Here is a 16397-nt window from a genome sequence, read left to right as displayed (position 1 = left end):
GTAATGACATGGCTGCTCGTAAACGACTGAAAAAGCTGTATTCGTTACACGCTTGGCTGGGTTTTCAACTTGCTTTGGTGATGTCGGTTATTTTGGTGACGGGTACCATTGCTACCGTTTCAAACGAGATAGACTGGTTGCTGTTTGATGCTTTGCATCGGGATGATAGCGTTGTAGAAACGCAGCAGCCCGTCACCTCTGATGATTGGGCTGCTATCTATGCGTCGCTTAAAACCTCATACCCGCAGGGCGAAGTTCGCTACTTGTTAGATATGGGAGAGTCGTACTTAACCCACAGAGCGCTGATAGAAAATGAGGCGCTTAGCACCTCATTTGTGCAAATTGACCCCGCCAGTCATCGTGTTACCGGTGTTATGCCGCGTCTTACCGTGCAACGTTTTTTTAGAGATTTTCATCGTTATCTATTTATGCCCGCGTTTCCTGGCATCTTATTTGTGTGCGCCTTTGCTTTTGTGCTGGCCCTATCGCTATACACGGGCTTAAAAACTACTCGAAATTGGAAGACGGCGCTGTGTAGATTGCGATTAAACCATGGGGCGCGTATCGCGTTAAGTGACTTGCATAAGGTTTTGGGGCTTTGGGGTGTCTGGTTTGTTGCACTGATAACGGTAACGGGGCTATGGTATTTTTATGAGTTTAGTTTTCAGTTAGTTGGCTCTAGATTAGAGCCTAGGCCGCCTGCAATAGAGACGCCGCAGACTGAAAATAGGGTGTCTATTTCGGTCGAAGACTTTCAGCAAATGGTACAGCTTGCTCAGTCAAGCCACGTAGATTGGGAGATTACGTCAATTCTATTGCCAACTGATAATACAAAACCTGCTGAGTTTAGGGGAGTAGGTAGCAACCCTCTACTTCGCGATAGGGCATACCGAGTGTTTATTAATCCGCAGACATTCGAAGTTATTGATGTTTTTTCACCACACACAATCGGTGTCAACGCCTACTTAAATGAATACGCCGACCCTCTGCACTTTGGTAATTTTGGCGGTTTCGTTAGTAAATTAATTTGGTTTGTTTTCGGTATTGGCCTGTCGGCAATGTCTATTACTGGCGTGCTAATGACCTGGAAGCGCACGAAAAGCCGCATTCTAACCAAGCAACAAATAAAAACATTACCCATTATTTTACTTACGTTAGTTGCCTTCTTTTTCTGGGTGCAGCGCTATTTATAAGCTATCCATATTTTTAGATGGATCGGGAAAAGGCGCTTATTAACGAATAAACGCCTTCCATTCTTGCAGTAAATGTTTGAAATCTGCCAAGCCGCAACCTGCTTGCATCTCTTGGTCGTAATCTTCGGCAAATTCTTTGTGACTGGTTTCGTTGTGATTGAGGGTAAGTATTACTTCGTCGTCTTCAATGGTTAACGTGTATTCCTTGCCAATAAATTGGTAATGAGGAATGTTGCGACACAGCAGGTTTTCAATAGCATCTAGCACTGTAATAATGCTTTCGCGATCGGTGCCTAAATCGTTACTTAACCAATCGCCAAAAGCTTCGCACTCAAGATCACATTTGGCGGAAGGCTCTCCTAACATGTCAGTGCGAAATTGAAAATCCATTAGGCCTCCTTAGGCATTTGATAAACATACCCTGTTAATTCTAGTTCAGTTAAATAGACTCGCACGTCAAATTCAATTTGATGGTAGCCGGGCAGCATGTGTTGGCACAGTTTGTAAAAGGCTTTGTTATGCTCTTTTTCTTTAAGGTGGGCTAATTCGTGCACCACTATCATGTTTAAAAATGGCTCGGGCGTGTGTTTAAACAAGCTGCTCACTCGCAGTTCGTTTTTACTCTTTAATTTGCCGCCCTGTACTCGAGAAACATAGGAATGTAATCCAAGGGCGTGGTTCACAACATGGATTTTTTGATCGTATATGACCTTACTCAACGGTTGGGTTTTCTTCATATACTGATTTTTAAGCCCCATCACATATTCGCGTAAGTCATTGTCGTTTGCCACTGAGTGAGTGGCAGGGTAACGAGTGCGCAGCCAATCTCCCAGCGCGTCGTCGTCAATCATCTGTTGAATCTGTTGCTGCAGTCTCTCAGGGTAGTGTGAAAGATATTGAAGCCTGCTTTTCATATTGGCACTCATTTTGGCACTCATACTGACGAATCATTCAATTTGCTTTGCTTGCTTTCAACGTCCCGGCTTTCAACGTTCCGGCTGTCAACGTCCGGGCTGCCACCTTGCTGGTCCTTAATGTCTTGATTAACAATTGGCGCCAGCTGCTGCTTTATTTCTTCTACGTGGGTAACGGGTATTTGAATATCAATACTTACCTGCTGTGCATAGCGACAGTCGGCAATATTGCCCGACGCTTGCTGAACCAAATGCCTAACAAATTGTTCGTGTTTAAAGTCTACATCAACAGTAAGCATGTGAAGGGTAACTTCTTCTCGTACAGCAAGCTGTTCAATGGCCTGCTGCGCCGCCGCTGAATAAGCGCGAACCAGGCCGCCAGCGCCTAACTTTATACCGCCAAAGTAACGAGTCACTACAATCATAACATCGCCAATATCCTTGTGCTGAAGCACGTTTAAAATAGGTTTGCCGGCTGTGCCACTTGGCTCGCCATCATCGGCCATAGCAGCGCTTACTGGAGAGCTTGGAGGACCAAAAATATAGGCCCAGCAATGATGTCGTGCATCGGGGTAGCGCTGCTTTACTTCATCAAGCACAGCCATTGCGCTCTCGCGAGAGTTGGCAAATGCTGCCATCGCAATAAACTTGCTTTTCTTCACTTCAAACAGGACTTCAACCTGATTGGCGGGAACAGGATAATTCATTTGGTAAGTATACCCTATTGCGCAGCCCCAATTAAGCGGTTCATAGCGATAGTGCAATGACTCTTAGTCCAACAAAATGAGACTCTGTTGAATGGATAAGGTATACACTTCACCCTCCTTGTATTCACTAACTTATGGAAGGAATTACGCCTTCTAAACGCTTTATGTCAACCTCGCTGATATCAGCAAAACGTTTAAAATGAGCAGGCCATTGACGAACATAACACTCAATCTCAGCAATAATCTTTTTGGCCTGAGAATTATTTAAACCAAAGCGTTTAGCTTGCGACAGAATATTATCGATACTCGCATAGCGGCCATCATCACCAAGCCCTAGGCCGTGCTGCTTTGAGTTATTAATTGGAGTAATATCGTAAGCGGGGCTCAAGCGCCACGTTTGCTCTGCAAAATTATACAAAAATGCATGGTTTCGGCTGTGGTCATCTGTATTACCTATAAATACGTTAAACACCATTCGCCTGAATAGTTCAGTAGCATCATCCGCAAATTTACCTGTATGGTGGCGAATAAACTCAGCCAGTTCAGCGTAGCTATAGTAAGTAGCTAAATCGCTTAAAGCGACTTTAGGCCTTTGCAACAAGCTGTTGGCGCTCAAAAAATGATGTGTTGGTAAGCCTTCGCTTACGTCAAAACGCTCAACTAAGAGAACATCTCCATTTTCTGTTTCTTGAATACAGGTATTTGCAGAACGAATCCCCAATTCATTAGCCATACGCATTGCACCATGCTCAGCTCTAACTAAATTGAACAAATCGTCTTGACGATTAAACTTTGCCAAATAAAGTTTCTCACCAATCTTCACTGATGTTTTAGGCCTTGCACCCCCCATACTTTGGCCAAACTCAAAGGCTTTTTTTGCCTCATCTGAAATAGCCTTATCAGCGAGTAAATCGTCCTTGGCTCGATCTAAAAACGCTAAGTCGGCTAACGTGTTTTTATTTGTTTTATGCTTTGATGCACTGCGCGACAAACTAAAAACCAAAGCACCAACACCATATCCAGACCCAGCTAGTAAAAACTCAAGTTCGTTTTTGGGTCTAGTATTATGCAGTGAAAGTATAAGCTTACGACCCCATGAGTCAGCACCGGCATCACTTAATACGCCAAATATACCTTTATTCGCCGAATAGCTGAAAATGCCAGATTGTAGCGGTAAATGCACAGGGTCAACAGCAAACGCATCTGGCCGTGCGAGGTAACTTTTACCGTAGTTAAATTCCCCTCGACCTGTTTGTGTGTTTAGCTTGAAAAAGCCACAAATAATAGGGGCGTCTTCCAAACCATCAATAAAAACATAAGCCTCAGAAGTCATCATTAATCTCCTGAGTTTTGCGGCCTTTGCGCTGCCTTGCATTGTAACCACCAGCATCCGCAACCAATTCATTAACTTCGTCTAACAATGAGCCTTGTAGCTGAAGCGCAACTAAAGCCTCAAACAATATATCGCTTTTTACCACCTCGCCTTGCTCAAGTTTTTGCACCGTTGAACGGGATACGCCTATCATTTTCGCAAACGTACTTTGGGTATAATTCAAAGTGCGATGCTGACGTATTAAATCACCCAATTTATTCGCCAACTTTGACGCTTGCTCAGATCTCATAAGTGAACACTCTATCAGTCATTAATTATCTAATGATTACTTTAGCAGTATTTATATTGCATGCAAGATGATTTAAACACATACAAAGTATGTGTAACGATGTCCTCATTAACAAAGAAACCGCTGACGCTGATAGCACTGCAAAACACCTTTGAGGTGTTTTGCAACTTGTTGGTAAGCCGCATTCACTTTCGGTATCACGAGCAGCTAGAGCGCTTAAAAAACAGTTATGCGCTTTTCGACCCCAACAAAGATGTCCGCACGCCGCAAGACATTATAGATAGCCAACGCAAAGCCGTTATAATTGCCTATAGTTGCAGATAAAAAGTGGTTACTTGAGCTATTCACACATTACTTTATATTCAAGCAATCAATAGGCTCACATTTTTCTAGTAGGTATCTAATGTTTTCAATTCATGTAGAACGAGTAATCGATAAACCTATCCACGATGTGTTTGCGATGCTAAGCGATCACGAAAACTATGCGCAGTTTAAAGGCGTGGATGAAGCGAACTTACTAGTTCATGGTAAAGACGATAAAAACGGGTTAGGTGCTGTGCGTGAAATTATCGCAGGTGGCGCTAATCTACATGAAGAAATTGTCGCGTTTGAGCCTCCTTATAAACTTGGCTACAAGGTGATAAAGTCGAAACCGTTGCCTTACGATCATCAGTTAGGCGAAATAACTCTAAAAGAAATTGACGGTAAAACCCTCGCAACGTGGCGCTCAAAAGGCCATATCACTATTTTCTTGTTGGGGAATTTGTATTTCGATAAGCAAATTCAAAAAAACGGTGGAAGAGCGTTTGGCAGTATCTTGAAGCAGATTGGCAATTCATAACGCTAGCTAGAGTGCTTCCTTGGGAGGGGGCATGTTTAGCTAGGGAACTTCTCTAGACAGAGGGCTCTTTTAGATAGAGAGCCTGTTTAGATAGAGGGCTTCTTTAGATAAAAAACTCTACTCTCATTGTTAAAACAAGAGCGTCTTTTGCTTCCCTGTCTGCGGCAGGGTTTGCGATAAACTGTATGTCTGGTTTAAGCGCAAGGGTATCTGTTAGCTGAAAACGATAGAAAAGCTCTATCGCTGTTTCGTCTCGCTTGTATTGAGATGCTACAAGGGGGCTGGTGGTAATATGAGATATGCCAAGGCCTAACACGTCGTCTTTACGATTATTCATGCCGTACCACGTTATTCCAGCGCCAATATGCGTGTCTATTTCACTGGTTGTATCGCTACTTTGCCCATACTGCAAAAACCAACCACCGTTCTGTGCTGAAAATGATCGAGAGCTAAACTCACCAGACAGAGTGGCGAAAAGCCCGCTAGCATCCTGAGGAGGCATTGATTCGTCAACTTCATTTTCTACTAATGGCGCAATGTCGCCCGATTGCATCCAGCCGCCAATGGCAGCCGTGATGTTGCCTATATGTTGTGTCCATTGCCCCACGGTGAAACCGTTACTAAAGCTGCGATTTTGATTGGCGTAATGTCCAATAGATAGCTGTGTATTTTGCGTGGCGCTATAAAACGCATTCACCGATAGCCGGGGGCTTGGATAAGTGGGGAAATAGGAAACCGTCGGGCTAAAACCCATGGACGAGTGAATAAACTCTCCAGCATGTTCAGCATAGGCGAATTCATTATTGGCATCGACTTGACCTATTTTGAAGCGCAGGTTTTCTTCGTAAAATAACTTCTCTACCCAAACCTCATATATTTTTGTGAGCTCAGCTTCATCAATATTCGAAAATGCCTGAAGATCGCCAACAGAGTCACTGCCGTTGTTCCCTTTCAATACTTGAGCATCTGCAAAAAATAACGTGCTGTCGTTAATACGATATTCATAGGCAACAATACCCAGCGTCCTATTTATCGTAGCGTGCTCCTTTAGTCCTCCCGATGCTACATAGCTTGTGTCGTGAACGAGAGTAAGTGAGAGGGTGTTTGCCAAGGTATTGGCAGCACAAAAGCATGATGCCAAAACCACACTGAGCTTGAGCGTATTAAATCGTACTGCTCGTTTTTTTAATTGTGAAATGCTGAATAGAATGGGAAACACCTTACTTCCTATTTATTGGTGAGTACCACAACCAACCACCTTTTATGTTACTCTTTACGTAGGTCAGATAAGAATTAGCTCACCTGAGCTTTCAAAAGAAACGACGTTGAAAGAACAGGCTTTAAAAAACAGCATTGAAGCAGGTGCTTAAATCAACGGCCAGATTTTCAAATCCCAGGTGTTCAAATCCCAGATGTTCAAATCTCAGGTGTTAAAAACTCAGATGTTAACAGCGCACTAACTGACAGCCTAGAAGCTAATCAAACAGATGTTCAAAGCTGCGTGACTAATTAGTTCGATAATGTGAACCTGCCCCCCTTTTATTTATATAGCTCGCTGTGTTTGTATTTATCGATGAAAAAGCGGATTAATACACCTATTATGGCGGCCAGAGGCACTGCAACTAAAAGCCCTAAAAAGCCGAACAAGCTACCAAAAATAGACAGCGACATAATAAGCCACACTGGGTGTAATCCTACAGAATCCCCAACGAGTTTAGGTGTAATAAAGTTGCCCTCAACGGCTTGGCCGAACACGAAAACCCCTACGACCATCGCCACAGAAATCCACTCATTCCAAAACTGAAATAAAGCCAAACCTAACGCAAGTAGCCCGCCCAATATGGCGCCTAAATAAGGAATAAAGCTTATCAATCCTGCTGCAAACCCAACCACTAGCCCAAATTTAAGGCCTACAAGCATCAGCGAGATGGCATAGTAAACCCCTAAAATAATGCATACGGAGCCGGTACCGCGAATAAATCCAGCTAAGGTTTTATCTATTTTTTTCAATAAGTCGCGAATAACCGGTTCATGTTTGCGGGGAAGTAAACCGTAAATAGTTGAACTCATGCGGTGCCAATCTAAAAGTAGATAAACGGCTACTACAGGCACAATGACAAACAGCATTGCTAAATCGATGATGTTTGCAGCAGAGCTAAATGCTGTACTTAAAAACTCACCGCCACGCTCTTTTAAAACGTCACCAGCAGAGTTCATTACTGAGCGTAAAGTAGTACTTTCACCAAACACTGACGGGAGTGTTTTACTTAACCACTCACTCAAACTGTTGAATAAATCTGGGCCAGATTCGAATAAGCTTATTGCTTGCGACACGATTGCCGGTACAACAAGAAGCGCGGTGAGCACAAAAATGAGCGTTGCTGAAAGTGTTATCAGGGCAGTAGCCGCGGGGCGGCTGAATCCTTTACTCTCCAATTTTTCTGCGACTGGGTTGAGAATGTAGGCAACCACTGCACCTAAAATAAACGGTAAAAGCACATCGCCTAAAAACCACAGCGCAAGAATAAGTGCGCCTAAAGCAAATGCCCAGTACTGAATCTGCCTTTTTCCTGTAGTTGTCATATGTCCTTATTCCCTGTTATACACTGTAGCTAAGCGGTGCAAAGGCTTACAAAGCTCCTGCATTGCCCATGTCCTATCGCCCATGTCCTATCGCCTATGCCCTATCAATTTAGCTATTCGCTGCAAACGGCCGGTGCGTAGCTGCAAATAAAGGTGTAATGCTGCTGTACGTCTGCTATTGGCGTATTGTTCAACCTGTTATCAATAAAGCCCTGAGTTTCTTTTTTAAGGCGAAGCAGTAACGTCTCGCGGTCTTCATCTGACATGAAGCTGTGAACTATCGCGTTTGTATTTAACTCAACCAATTCATCCCACGATAAATTAAAGTGCGATACTGCTAGATAATACTCATCAGTTAAATTGCTGCTCCACATGCCCCTATCATCGGTTGAAAGCGTCACTGGCACGCCTGTTCGCAAGTATTCTGGGAAGGGATGTTCATTAATACTCTCAGCATATTCCAACAGCAGGTTAGATATGAGGTTTATCTCCACTAGGTAAGGAGAGTTGCGCATCATCAATAGCGTGTCTGGGTCTTCAATCAGGTTATACCCATGACCAATTCTGTCTGCGCCCAGCAGCAATGTATCTTTAATGTGAGTATTGGGCTCATCCGACTCACCAGCATGAACACTTAGCGATACCGGTGGTGACTGAGCACGGAGTTTACGCAGTGTTGACAGAAAACGCAGTGGATACCCTTTATCATTATCTTCTCTGCCCACAAAGTTGATGCCAACAAAGTAGTCTCTATGCCCATCAACAAACTTCCATGCCTCTTCCAACTGTTGTGTAGCGTTAGGTAAAAAACGCACTATATGGATTTGAAAGCGTACCTCTACATTAGTTTTTTGCGCGGCGTCGCTCTTTAACATGTCTATCAATAATTCAGCAAAAGCCTGGGGAGAATAAGGGGAGCCGTCTGGAAACCGCATGTCAGTTACTTGAAGCTGAGTTTCTAAGTACAGTACGTTTTCCTGCTGGTAGGCCTTCATGTTCTCTAACAGTAAATAGGTTTGTATGTGCGGGTTAAGCAGCATGTCGCCTAAGCGTTGCCAATGAGTCTGAAAAAATTCGTCGCGACCCTCGTGAGGCTTATCCAATCTAATGCTGTTCAGAAACGCCTGCTTTTGCGTCTTACCCAAGTTGGTGAGCAGGGTGTAATTGTTTTTTTCGCAGGTAGAGAGTTGCTCGTAAGTAAAGGCTGAAATGGTGTGAAACATCAACAGCTGAGGATTGATGCCAAACTCGTTGGTGCCGTAACCGTTACACAGCGTGGGCGCTGTTTTTGTGTAGTAAGTATAGCCGCCGTTTTGCTTTGAATTTGTGGCGATATCCCACCACCACTCGCTCATGCCAGCGCCGGAAAGGTGATGATGAATATCACCGCCTTTGGGCATGGCATGCAAGAAGTTATACATTTGCGCTGGTGTTGCGCGCTGCTTAAATGCGTTGAACCACTCAGACATTGTCGATGCAGACACCGATGGCGTTGTATCCGCTGCACTGGCAGGCAGGCTGAGTATAAGTAGGCAAGCGAGAGCCTTGATGTGATTTAACAAAAAACTGTCCTCTATTAGCAGGTTACTTGAGTGATTATCTGAAAAGCATCAAATCATTGCAATTATATAACCTGTAGGTCTACGTAAGAGGGTAGTTTTAAATGACTGTTTTGTATATGAATAAAGGCCAAGTGAACAACGAGCTTGCTGAATTAGGGAGAAATCTACCCCTTCAGCGCATTTTTAAAATAGCTGTAAACGCCGTTAGTCCATCCAAATCCTAACTGCACATCGTATTCGCCGCCCCCTGCGGTTTCAGTAGGCTTGCAGACATTGTACTTTTCAAATAAGGCTCCGGTATTGGCAAAACCATCTTCAACCGTAGTGCAAAAACGCTGCATAATTTCTCTGGCATCGTTGTTGAATTCATAATTTGCCATACCTATTGCTGCAAAAAATTGCAGAGGAGCCCAGCCATTTGGCGAATCCCATTGTTGAGATGTGGTGTTTGTAGTAGTTACTACGCCGCCTTCTTTTAGCAGGTCGTTTATCAGTGTGTGTTGGACTGTAGCAGCCTGAGTATCGCTTGCTATGTTCACGAAAAGCGGAACGGTCATAGCCGCTGATACAACAGTCGTTTGAGTCATACTAGGAAAGTGGCAGTCAAAGTAACCGCCTTTTTCTGTGCTGTACAAGTAATTACTAATAGCCTGTTTTCTGCTTTTAAACGCATCTTGGTAAAGAGCGCGCTCTTTACCTTCTGTCACCCGTGATAGTGTTTGTTCTAGTGAAGCTAAAAGCGCATTTAAATCGACAGGAAGCAGTTCTGTGGTTCTGATGCTTTCAAGGTGCTGTGGGTTTGCAAGCCAGCGAGAGCTGAAGTCCCAGCCCGATTCGCAGGCCGCCCTGATATGTTGATAAAACCCGCCTTTATCGGCATTGATATTATTAGCAGTTTCTATGTCTTCTCTGTAAGACTCGGGCCTTGGTGTTGGCTCGGGATCGAAATAGCGATTTAACACAGCGCCGCAGGGCATTGTAACGGTGCGAAGTTCGGCCCGCGTTCTCACCTGATCTCTACTAGTTTCGCTAGAGGTTTTATCACCGTCGCTAAGGGCTTTATCACCGTCGCTAAGGGCTTTATTAGCCCCATGCATCCAAAAGGCATACTCTTTTTTTAGCCCATCAATGATGTAGGCTCTTTGTTTTTCTGAAAGTTGGTTTTCTAGCAAGTTGAAGAATAAAGCTAAAATAGGCGGCTGACTTCTAGAGTGGTAATAAGCCCTGTTGCCGTTGGGGATACAGCCCACTTCGTTAAGAATATCTACAAAGTTTTCCAGCATATTAATAGCCATATCGCTTCGCCCTGCATGCACAAGACCCTGCGCGGTAAAATAACTATCCCAGTAATAAATTTCGCGAAAGCGACCGCCCGGCACAATGTAAGGTCGAGATAACGCAATTAAACTATCTTTGTGTTGAGTATCTGGAGTGCGCGTGAGCACATCCCACATACTGGAAATATAGGTAGTTATATCGTCGCATGGCAACGTCAAGGTCCCATTGTCGCTATCTGGCAGGGTAAAATGTGCGTCCACAAAGTTGTGCAAGTCTATCTCGCCACCTTCCTCACTCGCTATCTGCAACTCTTGTTCGTATTGTTGAAGTACTGTTGTTAGGTCTGTTTTTACTATGGCATCGGCGAAGGTTTTGCTATCAGGAAATAGTTCGGCCATTTGAACGTGTCGAAATAAGTCGCTGTTAAAAAACGCCAGACTGTCGCGCCAGCTATGCAAAGAGGAGTTCATGATGATGAGGCATCCTGTAATTCAGAAGAAAGTGATGCTTTTTTAAAGAAAAAGAGCGTGGCAAGAAGTCCCGCTATAGGAACAAGGGATAGGTAAAACGCGTTTTGACCGCCCATAGCATCAAAGACAAAACCAGTGACGATTGAGCCTGTTGTGCCACCAAGAGCTGAAAACACAACTATGAGCCCAGTCATTGGCGCATGCTGCTGCAAAGGCAGGGCGCTTAACATAACTGAGTTAATAACTGGGTAAATTGGTGCCATCATTAGTCCAATCGTTGGTATGAGAAATGCTGCTAGTGGGGCGCCGGTCCAATTGGTTATATCACTATGCGCGCCGCTATTTTCAGCTAAAGGTAAGCTGATAAGCATGACAATCGCCATTCCAACAAGACAGATGTTTAAAAACGGATACCAGTTCATTTTTCTTAGCACAGCACCGGCTGTCAAGCGTCCCACTGCAAGAGCTATGGCGAAAATGCTCGTCATTTGAATGCTTACCTGGGTAGGTAATCCAAGCACCTCTTTATTGAAGGTTGGTAGCCATGAACCTATGCCTTGTTCTATCAATACATAAAGAAAAATAGAAAAAATGAATACTAGTACTAGCGGCTTGTAGGCAAGTTTGAGCATGCTTGTGAATTCACTTGCAATGGTAGCGTCGTCAGAAAGCTTCACCGCCTTAATTGGCGCAAACATCACAATAACGAATGTAAGCGCAACTAACGCAGCAAGAAGATAATAAACATTAAGCCAAGCAAGGGAGGCGTCGTTATTCGGATCGATAAAACCTGCAAAAATCCAATAGCCAGACAAAACACCCAACATAAAAATACCCTCTATGGTGTTCATTAATGATGAGTGAGTTTTTGTCGACGATGAAAGCTGACCAATAATGGCGTATACCGACACTTTAACGAGGGCAAATGCAGTTCCGATGCAGGCAAACAGCACTTTAATGAACATAAAATTAGCGACTGATGGGGTAAGAGCGCAGGCTACAGCAACAAGAGCTAAGCCTAATAGCATGGCAATTTTATACCCGATCCGAGGAATAACGCTGGCTACCAAAAAAGACACAATGGCAATGGAAAGGTCTTTAAACCCCTCGAGGGTGCTGGCTTGAGGTTTACTAATGTCGAAACTATTGATGGATTGTAGGATCACAGTGCCTACGCTATTTAGCAGTATGGCGAAGACATAATAACTCACTGCAATCGCAGCAATAATCATCAAACGAGACATGTGTAAACACTCTGTTAACTTAATTAAGCTGGAGTGTAATGCTAAGAAAATAAAAATGCAAACGTTTGCATTGACGTTCTATCAATTTGGAATGAGGGAGGCAATAATTCGGCATCAGTAAGCATGAGTGCATTACGACGTATTGAGATGCGCTCAGGAAAAAAGGTTATTCAGGTGGTGTTCTTATCGCTACAGACTGAATAAAGCCACTGCGTTTATTTAGTTGAACGCCTTACAATGAGCGAAGTTTCAACTATCTGATTTTCAGTGGGTTTGTTTTCTAACTGATTAAGTAGCTGCTCAACCATAAGCGTTGCGGCTTGCTGCGTATTTTGCCTTATGGTAGTAAGTGCAGGGTGCATGAGCTCGGCGAGAGATATATCGTCATAGCCCACTATGCCTACATCGCTTGGAATGCCGACGTAGCGCTCTTTTAGTGCTTTTAAAGCACCCAATGCCACCATGTCACTCACGCACACAATGCCATCGAAATCGAGGCCGTTAGCTTTTATCCGATTATTTATGTACTGATAAGCCGTTTTTGAGGTTATATCAATAGCGCCTACATGAGAAAAGTCTGGCTCGATGTTGGCCTCCTCGTGAGCTTGCATAAAGCCCTTAAGTCTTTCTCCCATTTCCGCGTGTTCTGAATCACCGAGAAATAGCACTCGCTTCGCTCCCTGACTTAAGAGGTACTTTGTTGCTTCATAGCCACCTAAAAAATTATTGCCGCCCACAATGGGGTACCCAGCATCAGTTTTAGTGTCTCCCCACACCACAATGGGCACGCCACTTTTGGCAGCACGATCAATCTTTTCTGTGGTTTTACCTTGTCCAATAACCAAAATGCCGTCGGCCCGTTGACTATGAATAAAGTAATTAGCCCAATCGTCAGAGGCCATAAAAGAATTAGACAGCAGTAGTTCATAACCTTTGGCGTTTAGCGCCTGATTCAATTCACCTACTAACTTGAGTAAAAATGGGTCTGTGGTGCTTTGTTCAGTATTGTCGATAAGGTTGAGTATAACGGCAATTACGTTGGTCTTTTGAGTTCGCAATCTACTGGCAGCGGCATTTATACTGAAATTATTTTCTTTGGCTAACGCCTGAATTTTTACACGAGTTTCTTTTTTAATTAGAGGGTTGTCTTTAAGCGCCCTGGAGGCTGTAGAAGTAGAAACCCCGGCCAATTCGGCAAGTTTAGCAAGCGTTAGTTTTGTTTCAGCTGTCAATGTTACGATTCTCTGTTGTTGTGTTTTTAGTTTGCAAAGTCTGTTGCATGTTTTCTACCGATAAAACAGCTCGTTAACTAGGCAATAAATGCATTATGCCATGCTCAACTCAATATAGCGCACTAATATACAGTAGAAATCATAGCGAGATTTACTTGTTAAAAAATTGCAAACGATTGCATTTTATTCTTGCAATCGTTTGCAAACAGATCTATTTTGTTATCAATTCGTGATGCAGGTAACAATTTTTAAACGTGTTATCTGCATTCAGTTAACAACGCAATATAACATTTTCGGGAGCACACACCATGAAAACGTTGTTTACAAAAGCTTCGCTAGCCAGTGCAGTTGCAGTGGCGCTTGCACAACCTGCTATCGCACAACAAGAATCAGGGCAAACTACTAAAGATCTCGCAAAAGAAAACGCGGAAGTCATTGTAGTAAGTGGTACGCCGGGCGGTGCTGGAATAAGAAAAATAGACGCGAGCTTTGCCGTTACAAATATCGACGCGAGCGACATAGAAAAATTAGCGCCTAAGTCTACCGCTGATTTGTTTAAGGCCATTCCTGGTGTTTGGGTTGAAAGTTCTGGTGGTGAGTCTGGTGCCAACGTTTTTGTGCGTGGTTTCCCAGGTGGTGGCGATGCGCCGTTTCTCACTATCGCACTTGATGGCTCGCCCATTTATCCAGCGCCAACACTCTCTTTTTTAGAGAATTCTCAGCTTTTCCGCATCGATGAAACCATCGAAATGGTAGAGGGTTTGCGCGGTGGGCCTAACCCAGTTGTAAGTAACGGTCAGCCAGGCTTAACGACCAATTTCAGAATGAAGCGTGGTGGCGAGTCTAGCGAGGCAATGGCAAAGTACACGGTGTCTGACTATGGGCTTAATCGTGTTGACGTAGTAGCAAGTGGCGCACTCGCTGACGACCTGTACTACATGGTAGGCGGCTATATTAAAAGCTCTGAAGGGATCAGAGATGCCGGCTTCAATTCAGAGCAAGGCAATCAGTTTACCGTCAACATTACTAAGGTGTTCGACAAAGGCGAGTTAAATCTCTATACCCGTCAAACTGATGACCGTGGCACTTGGTATTTACCTACGCCGCTAAACGTTGAAGGTATTGATGCAAATTACACTCAAATCGGCCCACTTAACAGACAAGCCACAATTACCTATGGACCAGACGATACTACTGAGGCGTTTGATTTTGGTGATGGGCGAGGCTGGGACGGTCATGTCAGTGGCGGAAGCTTAAAGCTTGAGTTAGGTGATGACTGGTTTCTTATCGACCGTTTTAACCTAACAAAGGGTGAAGCAAACACGTTTGGTCTTGTACCAAATGGCGCTGCAGTAACAGTTTCAGACGTAGCCGATAATGGTGAGTCGGCAATTGGTGCCGTAACAGGCAACACCTATGCAGGTGATACACCTATTCAGCAAATTGGTCGTTGGGTTGTACTTAAAGACATTGAATCATTTACTAACGATTTAGCGATATCGAAAAGCTGGGAAGATTTTGATGCATCATTTGGTATTTACAGTGCTTCGACTAAGTCTGAAGATTGGTGGAGCATAGGTAACACGGCTTACCACGTACTGGTACCGGGGGGCGAATTGCTAGACGGTATTGAATGTAATAACAGTGCCGAGGGCTGCGGTTTCAACTACGACATTAATTCGGTAGGCGACGCCAGCACCATGGCGTTTTATGCAACAGGTAAATGGTATGCGACGACAGACTTAAGCATTGATTTAGGCCTACGCCGTGAGAATCACGAAGTAAATTATTCAGTAGACGAAGGGTTAGACGGTACCATCACCAAAGCACTTGAATACGACGAAACCAAAACATCGTGGACTTTAGGAGCGAACTACGCTTTAAACGATAACAGCGGCGTTTTCATTCGCACCAACCGCGGTTATAAAATGCCTTACTTCGATGATTTCCGTGACAACTGGGGCGCATACACTGGCGGAAACGACCTCATTCAGGAGATCACGCAAGCGGAATTGGGCTATAAGTTCATGAACGATAACGTACAATTTTTTGCAACTGCTTTCGCGAACGAAGTTGAGGGCGACACTTTTGTACGCAGACCTGGTGCGCCAGCTGAAATACTTACTAACGAAGCCTACGGTGTTGAGCTAGATGGACGATACAGCCACGACTCTGGCTTCTCCTTAAGTGTTAATGCAACGCTGCAAGAAACTGAAATTACAGCAAGTGCGACTAATGAAGGTAATGAGGCTCAGCGCCAACCAGGTTGGCAGGTGCGCGTAACGCCAAGTTACGACTTTGATATCGGTGACATGTACGCAACGGTGTATGGAACCCTGTCTGCCGTTGACGACCGTTTTGGCAACAATGAAAACACAGTTGTGCTAGAAGGTTATGAGAAAATTGATGTGGGCATGACCTTAGACCCAACAGAGTCGCTTCGTCTTCAACTCTCAGTAGATAATTTAACTGATGAGCAGGGCATTACCGAGGGCGATCCGCGTAACCCTGATGCACCAAATGGCCGTTTTATTATGCCGCGCAGCGTACGATTTAGTGTCTCTTACCTCTTTTTCTAAATGTTTGTAGAAAGAAGGACCGTACATAAAAGGAAACGTGAATCATAAGTAACACAATGAAACTGAAAAGGCTGGCGGCAAATACGCCGGCCTTTTTTATTTGCACACCCTACTAACATCTCTCGTCAGTATTCATCTTGTCAGCAGAAAGTGAAAAAGCAGAACTTGAGCA

At 44.1% G+C, this 16397-nt stretch carries 15 protein-coding genes; 4 read left to right on the top strand and 11 right to left on the bottom strand.

Annotated features, from left to right (window positions below; all coding sequences use genetic code 11):
• Positions 1 to 8: 8 nt before the first annotated feature.
• Positions 9 to 1193, top strand: coding sequence for a PepSY-associated TM helix domain-containing protein (locus V7R39_RS02095; protein ID WP_334027667.1), 1185 nt, complete (start codon positions 9 to 11; stop codon positions 1191 to 1193).
• A 39-nt stretch (positions 1194 to 1232) separates the two neighbouring features.
• Here the strand turns inward: V7R39_RS02095 and V7R39_RS02090 are convergent, their stop codons facing one another.
• The 5 genes from V7R39_RS02090 to V7R39_RS02070 form a co-directional block, all read right to left on the bottom strand.
• Complete coding sequence (locus V7R39_RS02090; protein ID WP_334027665.1) at positions 1233 to 1583, bottom strand: YacL family protein; 351 nt, start codon at positions 1581 to 1583, stop codon at positions 1233 to 1235.
• The gene (locus V7R39_RS02085; protein ID WP_334027663.1) at positions 1583 to 2107 is read right to left on the bottom strand and encodes a M48 family metallopeptidase; all 525 of its coding nucleotides are present in this window, start codon (positions 2105 to 2107) and stop codon (positions 1583 to 1585) included. Before V7R39_RS02085 ends, V7R39_RS02090 begins: the two co-directional genes overlap by 1 nt.
• A 20-nt stretch (positions 2108 to 2127) precedes the next feature.
• The gene (locus tag V7R39_RS02080; RefSeq protein WP_334027661.1) at positions 2128 to 2814 is read right to left on the bottom strand and encodes a YigZ family protein; all 687 of its coding nucleotides are present in this window, start codon (positions 2812 to 2814) and stop codon (positions 2128 to 2130) included.
• Positions 2815 to 2941: 127 nt separating this feature from the next.
• Positions 2942 to 4147: a type II toxin-antitoxin system HipA family toxin gene (locus tag V7R39_RS02075; protein WP_334028138.1), complete on the bottom strand. Its 1206-nt coding sequence runs from the start codon at positions 4145 to 4147 to the stop codon at positions 2942 to 2944.
• A complete protein-coding gene (locus V7R39_RS02070) occupies positions 4137 to 4436 on the bottom strand; it encodes a helix-turn-helix domain-containing protein (protein WP_269517472.1) in 300 nt (99 codons plus the stop codon). The genes V7R39_RS02075 and V7R39_RS02070 overlap by 11 nt, the downstream gene beginning before the upstream one ends.
• 99 nt (positions 4437 to 4535) lie before the next feature.
• Between V7R39_RS02070 and V7R39_RS02065 the strand changes: the two genes are divergently transcribed.
• Together V7R39_RS02065 and V7R39_RS02060 are read left to right on the top strand one after the other, a co-directional pair.
• Positions 4536 to 4760: a hypothetical protein gene (locus tag V7R39_RS02065; RefSeq protein WP_334027658.1), complete on the top strand. Its 225-nt coding sequence runs from the start codon at positions 4536 to 4538 to the stop codon at positions 4758 to 4760.
• 79 nt (positions 4761 to 4839) lie between these two features.
• Complete coding sequence (locus tag V7R39_RS02060; RefSeq protein ID WP_334027656.1) at positions 4840 to 5277, top strand: SRPBCC family protein; 438 nt, start codon at positions 4840 to 4842, stop codon at positions 5275 to 5277.
• A 103-nt stretch (positions 5278 to 5380) separates the two neighbouring features.
• On the opposite strand, the gene V7R39_RS02055 is transcribed toward V7R39_RS02060, so the two are convergent.
• From V7R39_RS02055 to V7R39_RS02030, 6 genes are all read right to left on the bottom strand, one after another.
• Positions 5381 to 6496, bottom strand: a complete 1116-nt coding sequence (locus V7R39_RS02055) for a carbohydrate porin (RefSeq protein ID WP_334027654.1) — start codon at positions 6494 to 6496, stop codon at positions 5381 to 5383.
• Between the two features lie 320 nt (positions 6497 to 6816).
• Positions 6817 to 7860, bottom strand: a complete 1044-nt coding sequence (locus tag V7R39_RS02050; RefSeq protein WP_334027652.1) for an AI-2E family transporter — start codon at positions 7858 to 7860, stop codon at positions 6817 to 6819.
• Positions 7861 to 7973: 113 nt separating this feature from the next.
• Entirely contained in the window at positions 7974 to 9422 is a 1449-nt protein-coding gene (locus V7R39_RS02045; RefSeq protein ID WP_334027650.1) for an adenosine deaminase family protein, read from the bottom strand.
• A 164-nt stretch (positions 9423 to 9586) separates the two neighbouring features.
• Positions 9587 to 11170 carry a trehalase family glycosidase gene (locus V7R39_RS02040; RefSeq protein ID WP_334027648.1) on the bottom strand — a complete coding sequence of 528 codons (1584 nt, stop codon included), beginning with the start codon at positions 11168 to 11170 and terminating at the stop codon, positions 9587 to 9589.
• On the bottom strand, positions 11167 to 12414 hold the full coding sequence (locus tag V7R39_RS02035; RefSeq protein WP_334027646.1) for an MFS transporter: 1248 nt from the start codon (positions 12412 to 12414) through the stop codon (positions 11167 to 11169). The genes V7R39_RS02040 and V7R39_RS02035 overlap by 4 nt, the downstream gene beginning before the upstream one ends.
• Positions 12415 to 12629: 215 nt before the next feature.
• Complete coding sequence (locus tag V7R39_RS02030) at positions 12630 to 13655, bottom strand: LacI family DNA-binding transcriptional regulator (RefSeq protein WP_334028136.1); 1026 nt, start codon at positions 13653 to 13655, stop codon at positions 12630 to 12632.
• A 299-nt stretch (positions 13656 to 13954) separates the two neighbouring features.
• On the opposite strand from V7R39_RS02030, the gene V7R39_RS02025 reads away from it, so the two are divergent.
• Positions 13955 to 16225, top strand: a complete 2271-nt coding sequence (locus tag V7R39_RS02025; protein ID WP_334027644.1) for a TonB-dependent receptor — start codon at positions 13955 to 13957, stop codon at positions 16223 to 16225.
• Positions 16226 to 16397: the final 172 nt, after the last annotated feature.

The organism is Alteromonas sp. P256, from assembly GCF_036864455.1.
Lineage (GTDB): Bacteria > Pseudomonadota > Gammaproteobacteria > Enterobacterales > Alteromonadaceae > Alteromonas.
The sequence above is the reverse complement of the archived record's forward strand: the minus strand, read 5'-3'. Positions and strand labels throughout refer to the sequence as shown.